Raw genomic sequence first — 13,218 nt, forward strand, 5'->3', positions numbered from 1 at the left:
AAACCTGCCACCTAAGTAGCAGATTTTTTATTGATATTAAAACCGACTAATCGTTATGTTGAGTAGACTCATCGTTAGACTGATTGGTCTTGTTCGCTAGCTGGCTTGCCATCATGGTATTGATGATGCCGCTTAGCGTATCTGACTTGCCAGCGAGACCGTCAATGGCTTTACCGATAGACAATGACTTAGCAAAGTTGTCAAAGAAATGCGCTTCGCCGCCAACAATATCAATTTTGGCTTTCTGTAGCGCGACTGCCAAGACTTCAGCGTTTTCTTTGGCAATCTCTTTACCAGCTTCGATAGACGCCATGGCTTCTTGCAGCGCAGTCTCGAGACCCATACGGAACTCTTCGTGCTCGCGCGCTTCTTTGCTCATGCTGCCCATCGCATTGAATTTTTCGACCAGACCATCGGCTTCGGCTTGGAAATGCGCACGGGTGACTTCCGCTTTTGCCAGTCCCACTTCACGCTCCGCTTTGGCATTTGATTCGCCTTGAGCGGCGATAACTTGAGCATTTGCCAGCCCGATATCACGCTCAGCTTTGGCGTTGGATTCGCCGCGCGCCGCGATAACTTCAGCATCAGCCATGCCTTTTTCACGCTCTGATTGCGCTTCGGCTTGACCAGTTGCTCTGATAACGTTGGCTTTGGCAATGCCTTCTTTTTCAAGCGAGGACGCTTTGGCTTCTTGAATAGCCGCTTCGGCAAAGCCGTGTGCCGACTCTTCAGCCTTGATACCTTCCGCCATTTTAATTTTGGCTTCCGAGTCTTTGGCTGAGGCTTCAAGATTAGCGGCAGCCAGCGTGGTAATCTCGACGGCTTTGTGCTTGGCTGACAGCTCTTCGGCTTCGGCTTTTTTGACCTGACGTACTTTGATTTCTTCGGCGTCTGCTTCGGCTGCCAATACGCGCGTCTGTTTAGAACGCTCGGCTTCGCTCACTTCGCGGACTTCTTTGATACGCTCTTCTTCTTGCGCGACCGTTTTGTCTACCGCGATACGCTCACGAATGACATTGGCGATTTCTTTTTTCTCAAGCTCAATTGCGCGTTCAGCTTCGATACGTTGTAAGTCAACTTCACGCTCACGTGAGACGATTTCTAAATCACGAGCACGCGTGACTTTCTCTTCTTCAATCACAACCGCACGCAAGCGGTTCTGACCAGCCACTTCAATTTCACGTTGTTGGTTTTCGCGCTGAATCGCTAAGTCCTGCTCAACTGAAATAATCGCGGTTTCAGACTTTTTGCGCTCTTCTTCTTCAATTTTGCGCGTCTCAGCTGTCTCACGCGCAATGACAGAAGAGATTTCACGTTGCTGTTTGGCTTCGGCATCGGCTTGTTGACGCTCAAGCTCCAGCATTGCCTCTTTGGTCTCAACGTTTTTCTTTTTAACGGCCAACTCTTCGTCACGCTCAAGCTCGTTAGTGATGACGTTTTGGAAGGCTGTTAGCTGAGTAATCTTTTTGATACCTTCAGCATCCAAGATATTGCTTGAATCTAGTGAGGCTTTCGGCGTTTGCTCTAAATAATCAATCGCCACATCTTCTAAGACATAGCCATTCAGATCGTTACCGATTTCTTGGACGATACTGTCACGGAACTCGCTGCGATTTTCAAACAACTTAACGAAATCAATCTGCTTGCCCACAGTTTTTAGTGCTTCTGAGAACTTAGCGTTAAACAGCTCATTGACAGCGACTTTATCAGAGGCGCGCTCAACCCCAACCGATTTGGCAACCTTTAACACGTCTTCTTCGGTTTCATTGACTCGCAAATAAAATGCAACAGTAATGTCCGCACGCATATTATCCGCGCAAATCAGTCCTTCTTTACCTCGTCTATCAACCTCTAAGGTGATGAGTGAGATTCTCATCAATTCTTTTTTATTGATGATAGGCCAAACAAAGCCACCATCAAAACGTACGGCGATTTTACTCACACCATTGATAATCAGTGCTTTGCCTTGCTCAACCTTGAAGTAAAAGGCTTTGAGCATCAAAAGTGCTACCATCATAAAAACAAACGCCAGCACCACAACCACGCCGACGATAATGAGTATGTCCATATCCATTCCTTTAATTAAAACATTCTATAGTCAATCCTACATAAATCAGATACGGCATTAAACGCGCTCAGCCTACTATTCGTAGGACTTGCACTCACTTTTCTTGTATCTCAATTATATTGAATCAACCACAAGCGAATTTAAAACCGTTACGACCATTCTTAAAAATAGTTTATTTTTATCTTACTGAATCATTATTCATTAACCGTTGCCGTCTATTTACTCTGCACGTCTAATCTACGCTAACAGCGACTATTAATAGCCATCACGATTACATTATTGGTGACAGTTACTCATCTTTGACAGAAGCGACTCGATAGGTATTGGCTTCGTCTAAATACTCTATCAATACCACTCTATCGCCTTGTCTTAGCAAATCATCATTAGTGTCTGAGCGAATTTTAAGTATCAATCCTGCGCCGCCATCGTTTAATTCTGCTTCGCCATGTTTGTCGGTCACACTCAGGGTGCGCACAACGGCGATTTTGCCAATATTGCTAGACGCATTCCGTTTGGGAATTTTAGCGATATTTTTGCGAATGGGTGAAATGATAATGCCCGTCAACCACATGGAGACGACCAGTACAAAAATGAGCGCCCCTGTACCGAATAGGTAATACAAAAGACCAGAGTCAAAATATTGATGTAAAAAGCTGGTATATAGGTAGCTTAGCAGCCAACCGATTAAGCTAATCAAGCTTAGTATGATAATTAAAGGCACGCCATAAAGACCAAATTTGAGCATGAGACCGGTAAAAAAGCCAGGCGATGACAAGGGGGAGACATCACCATCTGCCTCACCAAAATCCACGCTATCCATATCCGCCATGCCAAGTAAAGACACCAGCCAATATAGAGTCACGAACATCACAAGCCCCGTAAAAACAATCGTGGGGTACAAACTGATTTTAGTGATAAAGACTAAAAAAGACTCTTGCATGAACCGCTCTCTCCTATTACTCGCTTAATCCAACATATTAATGGCTCGGTTATACAATTTGGCAGTATGTGGTTACAATTTACTCAACTTTGCTCCACTCAGATTCGTTCTGTCAGCTTGCTTATACCAGATTTTTTACCCATAGCTTGATTATTCTATTTTGAATGACAGGCGATATGGCTATAAGCGCATTGGCTTTAACGAATTTAAGCGATGGCTAAGCCACCTCTAAAATGCAGGCTATACAATCAACTTATGTTTCTTTGTCAGTGATTATATATACATTCCATTACATAATACATAGGTTTTACTCTTACCGTCCCCAAATGGGTGAGCGTACGACGCCTCCCGTCTTACTGCCAATGGCATAGCTTGTATTACCTGTTAATGAATGAATGACCAAGCTGCCGCCATTTTGACTGCCCACTTGTGCAAGCTTGGTGGGATAGACGGCATACTGCGCGGAAGGTGACAGACGAGCGGGTTCATCAAGACCCGTTTCGGCTAGATTGATAACTTGCCCAGTAGCCAGCGTCATCACCGCCGCCTTGCGACCATTAAGGTAGGCCAAGCGTTGACCATCTAAGCTCAGTTGCGGACTGGCTGCATAGCCCGCTGTCGGTATCACGCTTGCATTGGCTGTGGCAAAACGATAGCGATAGATACTGGGGCGACCAGCGCGGACCTTATCACTGGTATAAACAAAGCTTTGCCCGTCGCTGGCGTAGCTTGGCTGCACTTCCGTACTCGGTAAGGTGGTTAGCTGTTTGGTACTACCGTCGCTTAGGCGCATCTCATAGATATCGGCATTGCCGCCGACGGTTGAGCTGTAGAGGAGTTTTTGACCATCAGGCGAAAATGATGCTGACAAATTACTGCCCTCAGCATTTACCACCAGATTTTGGGTATTGCTTTTGCGATCATAGATATAAATCTTTGGATGCTGACGCAGCGCTTGTTTACTATAGGCCAGCATTTGACCATTTGCTGACCATGCTGGCGCATAGATATAACCCTTGAGCTGATCAATCAATTGGCGGTCGCTACCATCAGGGCGAATACTATAGAGTGTCGATATCTTTGCAGCGCCAAAGCCTTGCTCCTCAACATAAGCAATATACCCTTGCCGATCTATTGCTGGCATGCGGGCTGTCAGCGGATTGTTCGTCATTATATTAACAGCAGCATTGGGTGCGGTCATGTTCGGCAATGTCTGACAACCTGTTAGGACCATCCCCGTTAAAAAAGTGATAGCCGTTATGACGATTATTTTATTTAGGTAATGTACATTACTATTCGGTTTCAAAACAATCGGTTTTAACATGAAATAAAGTCCAATAGGGTTTTAATGGTGCGGTAAATATGCTTGAGTAAAAGCTAAGGTTATATAACAGCAAAGAGGATTAATCGACCCCAACAATCCATCACTACAAAAGTTGATGACCTTAGTGTAGCGCAAACGGCAGCATATTTTGAATAAAAAAATGCCCCACTACATAGTGAGGCATATCAAAGACAGGAATTACTGATTAAGTTGCGTCATTGAATTGGCAAATTATTTTGCGACAGCTTTAAAGTACGCCACTTGATTGGCATTACGGATAGTCAAGATAGGCACGTTATTCGCATTGTTATTGATGCTGTATTTGCCTTGTACCGTCGCCATAGTTGCTGTATCGAAGCTTGCTTGTGGCTCAGGGCATGCCATCATAGTCGACATTACATTACCTAACACCACATTGTCATTTACGACGCTATAACTAGCGCCCATGTTATTACAAGTATTAGCAAAGGTGACACGGTTGCTCGTACCGTCTTTGAAGAATTTTAGCGTTAATGGTTTGCTTGGGTCAAAAAACAATTGGCTGACTTTGTCACCATTGCTGCGTTTGGCATCGACAAGCTGCCAGTTATATGCTTGTAGTGCATCAACAGTAATTGGTTGAGTCACAGGCGCGGTCACACTAGGGGTAGTTTGGCAACCTGCAGCCAATGTACCTACCGCAAGTGTCGCAGCCATCATTATTTTAGTCATGTTTTTCATAGTATCTCCTAAAAGGTTTAAGCAAATTTTTATAGACATGTGCGGAGCTTTATAGCGCCTGTTTGATTATTTTATTCATTGACCAGCACTTTATTCATTGAGCAGCACATGGGCGCTATTATGCATGACTGCCATATGACTGTCATGATAGATTAGGTATAGATTGAGACGTGGTTTGTGCCAACTATACAGGTGATTTGCTAATAGGTCTTGTTAGCAGCGCCATAAGCTGCTAACACTTTTGTGTGATGGCGAGTCTGCTTGTTACTTTTGGCTTATCAACTTATCAACTTATCAACTTATCAACTTATCGACTTATCGACTTATCGACTTATCGACTTATCGACTTATCGACTTATCGACTTATCAACCGATGATCGATCAAGCTGTTATTTATCGAACATCTCACTGCCAAATAATCATTTGCCCCGTATCTAATTATTAGGAATTATTGGGCAGCCGCAGCATTTTGTTGTTGCATCGCCGCATAACCCGCCAAGCGCTTGCGCTCGGTATCGTTAAATAACTGCTGCTCGAGCTGATTGATTTGGGTTTGTGCCTGCGCTTTGTCCGCATTTCGGCTCAATAGGCGCTGCTTTTGTGTTTGGTATTGATCAAAACGCTGATCGAAATTGGCGTCTTCTTGATCTACTTGTGCCAGTCTCGCTGCTGCAGGCGCACCGACCAGCTCTCGACGCATATTGTATAGTGCTTCGGGGCTTGCGCCTTTGGCTTTCATCTGCTCAGTACGAGTCATTAGCTCATTTAGATTGGCTTGTTGTGCAATATTGGCCTTGGTAGTGTTGTCCGGCATGCGGCTAATATAGTCTTGTTTTGCCGCCTCTTTTTGCGCATCAGACAACTGGGTATTTTGGTTGATTCTGACCATCTCCATACTATAATCATCATAGTCATCCTCTGTACCAAAGAAGGCGGTGATGGTTTCTTTGGAAAAATACTGCTGACGTAGCTTACTGACGTCTTGCTTTTGCTGTGTCACCGCATTCAAATCCAACTCGCCACTTTTGGTCGCCTGCAATTGCAGATTACCATAACGCTTTTCTATCTCAGGGATGGCTTTTAGATAGGCAATATATTGGTCAAATATGGCAACCGCTTGACTGGCGGCAGGCTCTGGCGTGTGATTACGGATATAGCTCTCAACGCGAGCATAGATGACAGCGTCATTTTCTTCACCAAGCGCCGATAAGAAATAATCGAACAAGCGGCGTAAGCCTTCGGTAACGACTAATTGTTTATTTTCATCAATGATGATTTCACCGTCTACATCCGTGCCTTGTAAAGACCGCGGCAAGTTCTCAAGCCCTGTGATGAATTGAGTGTTATTTTGACCAGACAATGTCGCCACCCCACTATTAGCATCAGAACTATTGATCATTGTGCTATTGGCGTTATTCTCCACTGCTGTAGAGGTAGTCTCAGAAGATCCAGCAGTGCCTTGGTCAGGCTTAAACCACATGATAATCGCCACAGTGATAGCGATGATGACAGCGATAATAATGATAGGAAGATAAGGTAAACGGCGATTGTTTGGCATAACGAAAATATCTTATTTAATAAGTCAGTTGATATGTGTGTAGCATACTAATATATGAAAGAGGCACCAAGCGATAGCATGAATAAAAAATTTGTTTGTGTGAATATATAACCTCTGCTACCCATATAAGAAAAGGGTCAACTCAGTTGACCCTTTTCTTACACAACGCTTGCAGACTCAAGGCTATAGTCCACTCATTAACCAATTATAAATTGGCTTTTTTAAGACGATTCACTTGATCACGGTATACCGTTTTTGGATCAGGTTGACCCCACGCGACTAGACCTAATAATTGATTGGCAGAATCCAGATGATTCATTCGATAGTCATCACGAACCACATAGCCGAGTCGGCTTGAGCAGGCAGATACTAAGCCATCATTTGGCTCACCCTCGAATGTCGTTCCCGTTAAAGCCAGTAGATAATCACTAGGATCCAGTCCATTGGTTACCTGACCGATACCACTAAATGAGTAATATTTGATGCCGTTGACTTCGGTAGCTGTTGGCTGACCACAATAACTGGTTGGCATCGCTGCCGGAAATTTAGCATTAAACTTAGTAGCAGAATCAGTAGATAAGGCTTGAAGTGCCTCCCAACCGTCCTGCTCTTGTAACTCTTTAAAACTTATACCGGCGCTAATGTCCGTCAAGTTACCAACTAACTTAAAGACACCAAGGGTAATCTGTGAGGCGACATTAAACTCACCGTCAGCATAACCATCCTTAGCACTACCTTCAATAACTTGTTTCATAACCCAATCACCCATCTTTGAGCCTTGCTCTGGGCTTGAGATTGCCGTTACTGAAGCGACGTATTGTGGAGCAACACCAGCCACATAGCGGATATCAATACCACCCTGACTGTGTCCCAGCAAGTTAACTTTTGGACTGCCAGAAATAGCACTGATGGTTTTAATCTGTTGCAACAATTGCTCACCGCGGAGCTCACTGTTATGGACGGAAGACGTTTTGGTTGTATAAACCTGACTTCCGCCTTGCATTAATGTTTCAGGGATACCATAAAAATAGTCGACCAACCCAAACGCTTTAGTAAAGCCACCTAAACCATGTGCCATGACAACTGGATATTTGGTATCCGTATGATTGGACGTCCAGTATTTGTTACTAACCAGATTGCAACCTGTGGCATTGGCACAATTATAGTACTGACCAGCCGCTTGGGCTGATGTGGTTTGTAACGCCATTAGGAGCAAACCGGCACTGATAGCACCAAGTGAGGGTAAAAATGCGCTAGGCGTGAGAGCCGAGGCAAGAGAGGGTTTTTTAGTCATAACAACATCCTTGTTATCGTTAAAGTTTGGCAGTTCCTTTATATAAACTTATATTGCACTTACTGCAAAAGTTATAAAGAAACTATTGCTAAATCATTTAGCAACCAAAATTATCATACTGCTATCTTCTGTAACATTCAATCGTTTTTTAGAATATACGGGGCGATTTTTAGTGACTTTTCAGTCATTAATTAATAAATAATTGCTTTTATAGCTTTAATAGTCATTCATGTTAATGCTTTATATTCCAACAAGCTTTTGATAGTGTTACAGACTTTCATTTTTGAGACGATTAACCTGAGTAGTATAAAGAGACTTTGGATTAGGCTGCCCCCAAGCGGTCAATCCTACTACTTGATTGACAGAGTCCAAATGATTCATTTTATAATTGTCTCTGATGACATAGCCAAGACGACTTGAACAAGAAGACACTAAACCATCATTTGGCTCGCCAGCAAACGCAAGTCCTGTAGTAGCTAACAGATAATCACTTGGATCAAGACCATTGGTTATCTGGCCAACACCACTAAATGAGTAATACTTAATGCCATTAACCTCAGTATCAGCGGGTTGACCACAATAGCTGGTCGGCATTGCAGCAACGTAGCGAATGTCGATACCACCTTGGCTGTGACCAAGTAAATTGACTTTAGGGCTGCCTGAGATGGCACTGATAATTTTGACTTGTTGCAATAATTGTTCACCGCGAAACTCACTGTTGTGGATAGCAGAGGTTTTAGTTGCAAATACATTCGACCCACCATTTATCAAAGCTTGTGGAATACCATAGAAGTAGTCGAGTACCCCAAACAGCCTATTAAATCCATTAGCGCCATGCACCAATACAACGGGGTACTTGGTATCCGTGTGATTTGACGTCCAGTGTTTGCTACTGACTAGCTCACATCCAGTAGCATTGGCACAGTTATAATACTGTCCAGCCGCTTGCGCCGAAGTAGTTTGCATCGTCATTAACAGAAGACCTGTGCTCAGAGCACCTAGAGTCGGTTTTGCAATATTCAATGGAATTTTTATGCTAATAGTCCTATATTGATGACTATATAGTCATATATGTGCATATAAAGTCGTTTAATATCACTATGATTGAAATAGTCAATGACTTGCATTCAAACAGCATGTTGTCGATTTATGCTATAATTGACCACATAAAACCCATAACTATAAGTACCACAATGATGACTAAAAAATCCCTTATCCAGTCCCCAGAAGCCATAGAAAAAATGCGTGTGGCCGGCAAACTTGCCAGCGACGTCCTTGTCATGCTCGATGAGCATGTCAAAGTTGGCGTCAGTACCGAAGCCCTCAACCAAATCGCTCATGACTATATCGTTAATGTGCAAAAAGCCATCCCTGCTCCGCTGAATTACAACGGTTTTCCAAAATCGATTTGTACCTCAGTAAACCACGTGGTCTGTCACGGCATCCCAACCGAAAGCAAGCTACTCAAAGATGGTGATATCATCAATATTGATGTGACCGTGATCAAAGACGGCTACTACGGCGACACCTCAAAAATGTGGATCGTCGGTAACGGCTCTATCATGGCGCAGCGTATCTGCAAAGTCGCACAAGACGCGCTATATGCTGGCATGAGTGTGGTCAAAAACGGCGCGCGTCTCGGCGACGTTGGTGCAGCGATTCAAGCAGTGGTCGAGCCTGAGCGCTTTAGTATCGTTCGTGAGTTTTGTGGTCATGGCATCAGTGATGAATTCCACCATGAGCCACAAGTCATGCACTACGGCAAAAAAGGCACAGGCTTTGAGCTAAAGACGGGCATGACCTTTACCATTGAGCCAATGATTAACCAAGGCACATGGCAGACCAAGATTTTACCTGATGAGTGGACAGCGATTACCAAAGACCGCAAACTGTCCGCTCAGTGGGAGCATACGATGGTCGTAACCGACAATGGCTGTGAAGTATTTACCACGCGCCCTGAAGAAGACTTAAGCTTTTTAACTCAGTAGTACAAAAAAAGATCGCCTAGGCGGTCTTTTTTTTGCGCTATTATTAGAGCATGTTCTTAACTCAATCGACAACGATACCGTCGTATTGTGCTTATCGATTTTTCAGTTTTATAACTCCAAGAAGTTATTGGCTTCAATGATCCACCTTTTTAAATTGTTAACGGGATAACACTCATGTTTACTTGTGATGCCGCCTCGATCGATCTGACGCCGCTGCCTTCCTTTTCCTCACCTACGGCGTCACTGTTGCCAACGACGCCTGCAAAAACGCCGGAAAAAAGCCTACTCGGCATTCCTGAATGGTTAACCCAAATAAATGAAGATATCAGCCGCGCGCTTGAGCGTGGTATCAATATTCGTCAACTGGTGGCGGCACGCGCCTGTGCTATAGACAGTCTACTTATCGCCCTGTTTAAATGGTTTGAGCTGGATAAGACCGATTTGGCGTTATTCGCCACTGGTGGTTATGGGCGCGGCGAGCTGTCCCTATATTCCGATATCGATATTCTATTATTGGCTCCCAATGAGATTGGTCCTGATGCCAGTAGCAAGATTGATAACTTGGTGGCGTTACTGTGGGATATCGGACTTGAGCCTGCCTTATCCGTGCGTAGTGTCAGTGATGGCGTGGAAGCAGCGCTTGACCATACCATTGCCAGTGCACTACTCGAAGCAAGGTTGCTCATTGGTAATGAGGCTTTGCAAGACGTGCCTATTCAGATCGTCAACAAACAGTGGTCGCCGCGTGCATTTTTTGAGGTAAAGATTGCAGAGGCCAAAGCGCGGTATTTGCAGCACAATGCCACAGAATATAACCTTGAGCCTAATATTAAAACGGCCCCCGGTGGTCTACGTGATATTCATATCATCGGCTGGGTGACCAAGCGCTACTTTCGAGTGAGCAAGCTCTATGACTTGGTGCAGCAGAACTTCTTGACCGAAAAAGAGTTTGACGAGCTGAGCTTTGCCGAAGGCTATCTATGGCAAATACGTCATCATTTGCATGAATTGACTGGGCGCAATGAAAACAAGCTGCTTTTTGATTATCAGCGTGATATCGCCCAACTGATGGGTTATGAAGCGCAGCCAGACGATCAGCCTAACGCCGCCGTTGAGCGTTTTATGCGCGATTACTATCGCTGTGCCATGCAGATATCGACGCTGTCTGAGATGCTGACCAATCACTATTATGAGACCATCATCGAGCCGCAACTGCCTGATGATGAGCGCCCAAAAAAGCAACCCATAAACGCGCGCTTTAACCAAGTCGGCGAACAAATTGCCATGGCGCATCATCGCGTTTTTGCCCAACATCCTGAGTCGATTTTAGAGATGTTTTTACTCATGGGTCAATACGGCATCAAAAACGTCCGTACCCATACCTTGCGAGCGCTAAAAATTGCAGCACGCGGCATCGATCAAATCTATAGGGACAACCCCGTTCACAAAGCTTTATTTTTATCTAATCTAAAAGAGCAAAACTATCTGTTCCATCGCCTGCGCACCATGAATCGCTATGGGGTATTGGGCAACTATATTCCTGCTTTTGCGCAAGTCACGGGTCTGATGCAATATGATTTGTTTCATCGCTATACGGTGGACGCGCATACTTTATTTTTGATTCGAATTTTGCACCGCTTTACCGATCCTATGTTTTCTGAAGAGTTTCCACTGGTCAGCGCTATCTTTCAGCGTATCGAGCGCAAAGAGATTTTGGTACTGGCGGCGATGTTTCATGATATTGCCAAGGGCCGCGGCGGCAATCATAGCTTGCTTGGTGAGACTGAATCGATTGAATTTTGCTTGGCACACGGCATGAGTGTCGCTGATGCCAATTTGGTTGGTTGGCTGACCCGCTATCACTTATTAATGTCGATGACTGCGCAGAAAAAAGACATCTCAGACCCAGAAGTCGTGACACTCTTTGCAGATTTAGTAGGCAACGTCACTCATCTCAATCATCTGTACGTGCTGACCGTCGCCGATATGAATGCCACCAATCCACAGTTATGGAACAGCTGGCGGGCAACGCTAATGAAACAGTTATACTCGCAGACGCGGCGTATTCTGCGCGCCGATATTGATGCGCCTACCAATCGCCAAGATATGATCAGTGCCACTCGTGCGCAGGCGCTCGCGATGCTAGATAATGTCAATAATCAGCACATGAATCGCGATGAAGTATTGCGACTATGGGACGATTTGGGCGATGAGTACTTTTTGCGAGAGATTGCAGAAGACATCTTGTGGCACACCGAAGCCATCTTAAACCATCCACCGATTGGGCTTGCTTCTAATGCGGATAGTCCGCCAATGGTGGTTTTGCGTGAACATCGTGAACTGGCACTGGATGCGGTACAGGTTTTTGTCTATACCCAAGATCAAATAAATCTGTTTGCTGTTACGATGGCGGTGTTCGATCAGATGAATCTAGACGTATTGGATGCAAGAATCATTACTGCCACCCGTGACTTTGCCTTGGATTCCTATGTGCTGCTGGATCGTAGTGGCACGCTACTGGTTGATGAAGACAGCCAGCAAGAGCTTAAACAGCGACTGATCGATGCCTTCAAAAACCCGACAGTGCCAAAATTGACGCACAAACGTATCCCGCGCCAGCTCAAGCACTTTGAAGTGGCGACGACGATTAATTTTGAGTTTAATGAAGCTTCAGATCAGCACATTATGAGCTTAGAAACCCTCGATCAGCCAGGACTATTAGCACGAGTCGGTCAGATATTTTTGCAGCAACAAATTGAGGTGCATGCAGCCCGTATTACCACTTTGGGCGAACGTGCAGAGGATATGTTTTATATAAGTGACCGAAATGACGAACCCTTATCAGCCGATAAGCTCGAAACCTTAAAAACGGCACTGATAACGAGTCTTAGCTTACGTAGCGACAATGTTGAAAGTTAAACGGTACTGAAGATTAAGATGGTATAGAGAGTTAAAAATATGAACGATCCATGAATTTGACAAGTGTCGTTGATTGATTGGGATTGAAGTTCTGAGGTGAAAAATTTTTTAAGGTGAAAAGTGGATTGGTGCTGGATAAGTTTAGACTTTTTAGCACCAAGTCATTAATCCATTTTTGGTTTTGTATAATTGAATTCAAGTAACTTTGATACAAGGAAACCGAGTGCAAGCGATGCATTAGCATGCTTAGCGAGGATAACGATGTAGCGAATTTATATATAGTCAATTCGACATAAAATCGATATGCTAATGTTATCAGTGTTACTGGTGCAAATTTTACTTGCGTGCTGTGTCTACGCTGACAGAGGCTGCGCAAAATTTATCCCAGCAGCACGGTATTGGTTTGA

At 44.4% G+C, this 13,218-nt stretch carries 9 protein-coding genes; 2 read left to right on the forward strand and 7 right to left on the reverse strand.

Annotated features, from left to right (window positions below; genetic code table 11):
- Nucleotides 1–46: 46 nt before the first annotated feature.
- From AAEY80_RS00510 to AAEY80_RS00540, 7 genes are all read right to left on the reverse strand, one after another.
- Entirely contained in the window at nucleotides 47–2,068 is a 2,022-nt protein-coding gene (locus AAEY80_RS00510) for a flotillin family protein (RefSeq protein WP_265089658.1), read from the reverse strand.
- A gap of 289 nt (nucleotides 2,069–2,357) precedes the next feature.
- On the reverse strand, nucleotides 2,358–3,008 hold the full coding sequence (locus tag AAEY80_RS00515; protein ID WP_101210901.1) for an OB-fold-containig protein: 651 nt from the start codon (nucleotides 3,006–3,008) through the stop codon (nucleotides 2,358–2,360).
- A gap of 313 nt (nucleotides 3,009–3,321) precedes the next feature.
- Nucleotides 3,322–4,332, reverse strand: a complete 1,011-nt coding sequence (locus AAEY80_RS00520) for a beta-propeller domain-containing protein (RefSeq protein ID WP_201575564.1) — start codon at nucleotides 4,330–4,332, stop codon at nucleotides 3,322–3,324.
- Nucleotides 4,333–4,563: 231 nt separating this feature from the next.
- Nucleotides 4,564–5,052 carry an META domain-containing protein gene (locus AAEY80_RS00525; protein ID WP_101210903.1) on the reverse strand — a complete coding sequence of 163 codons (489 nt, stop codon included), beginning with the start codon at nucleotides 5,050–5,052 and terminating at the stop codon, nucleotides 4,564–4,566.
- Nucleotides 5,053–5,500: 448 nt separating this feature from the next.
- Complete coding sequence (locus AAEY80_RS00530; protein ID WP_101210904.1) at nucleotides 5,501–6,610, reverse strand: lipase secretion chaperone; 1,110 nt, start codon at nucleotides 6,608–6,610, stop codon at nucleotides 5,501–5,503.
- 205 nt (nucleotides 6,611–6,815) lie between these two features.
- Nucleotides 6,816–7,904 carry an esterase/lipase family protein gene (locus AAEY80_RS00535; RefSeq protein ID WP_101210905.1) on the reverse strand — a complete coding sequence of 363 codons (1,089 nt, stop codon included), beginning with the start codon at nucleotides 7,902–7,904 and terminating at the stop codon, nucleotides 6,816–6,818.
- A gap of 267 nt (nucleotides 7,905–8,171) precedes the next feature.
- Nucleotides 8,172–8,876: an esterase/lipase family protein gene (locus AAEY80_RS00540; RefSeq protein WP_025652128.1), complete on the reverse strand. Its 705-nt coding sequence runs from the start codon at nucleotides 8,874–8,876 to the stop codon at nucleotides 8,172–8,174.
- 224 nt (nucleotides 8,877–9,100) lie between these two features.
- Between AAEY80_RS00540 and map the strand changes: the two genes are divergently transcribed.
- Together map and glnD are read left to right on the forward strand one after the other, a co-directional pair.
- Nucleotides 9,101–9,892, forward strand: coding sequence for a type I methionyl aminopeptidase (map, locus tag AAEY80_RS00545; RefSeq protein WP_392397124.1), 792 nt, complete (start codon nucleotides 9,101–9,103; stop codon nucleotides 9,890–9,892).
- Nucleotides 9,893–10,066: 174 nt separating this feature from the next.
- Complete coding sequence (glnD, locus tag AAEY80_RS00550) at nucleotides 10,067–12,811, forward strand: [protein-PII] uridylyltransferase (protein WP_350587739.1); 2,745 nt, start codon at nucleotides 10,067–10,069, stop codon at nucleotides 12,809–12,811.
- Nucleotides 12,812–13,218 lie beyond the last annotated feature (407 nt).

Source organism: Psychrobacter sp. 78a-MNA-CIBAN-0178, assembly GCF_040309625.1.
Taxonomy (GTDB): domain Bacteria; phylum Pseudomonadota; class Gammaproteobacteria; order Pseudomonadales; family Moraxellaceae; genus Psychrobacter; species Psychrobacter okhotskensis.

Excerpts from the sequence above, each read along its gene's own strand:
- AAEY80_RS00515 (WP_101210901.1), bottom strand. The coding sequence starts at position 3,008 with ATGCAAGAGTCTTTTTTAGTCTTTATCACTAAAATCAGTTTGTACCCC.
- map (WP_392397124.1), top strand. The coding sequence starts at position 9,101 with ATGACTAAAAAATCCCTTATCCAGTCCCCAGAAGCCATAGAAAAAATG.
- AAEY80_RS00535 (WP_101210905.1), bottom strand. The coding sequence starts at position 7,904 with ATGACTAAAAAACCCTCTCTTGCCTCGGCTCTCACGCCTAGCGCATTT.
- AAEY80_RS00510 (WP_265089658.1), bottom strand. The coding sequence starts at position 2,068 with ATGGACATACTCATTATCGTCGGCGTGGTTGTGGTGCTGGCGTTTGTT.
- AAEY80_RS00520 (WP_201575564.1), bottom strand. The coding sequence starts at position 4,332 with ATGTTAAAACCGATTGTTTTGAAACCGAATAGTAATGTACATTACCTA.
- glnD (WP_350587739.1), top strand. The coding sequence starts at position 10,067 with ATGTTTACTTGTGATGCCGCCTCGATCGATCTGACGCCGCTGCCTTCC.
- AAEY80_RS00525 (WP_101210903.1), bottom strand. The coding sequence starts at position 5,052 with ATGAAAAACATGACTAAAATAATGATGGCTGCGACACTTGCGGTAGGT.
- AAEY80_RS00530 (WP_101210904.1), bottom strand. The coding sequence starts at position 6,610 with ATGCCAAACAATCGCCGTTTACCTTATCTTCCTATCATTATTATCGCT.
- AAEY80_RS00540 (WP_025652128.1), bottom strand. The coding sequence starts at position 8,876 with ATGACGATGCAAACTACTTCGGCGCAAGCGGCTGGACAGTATTATAAC.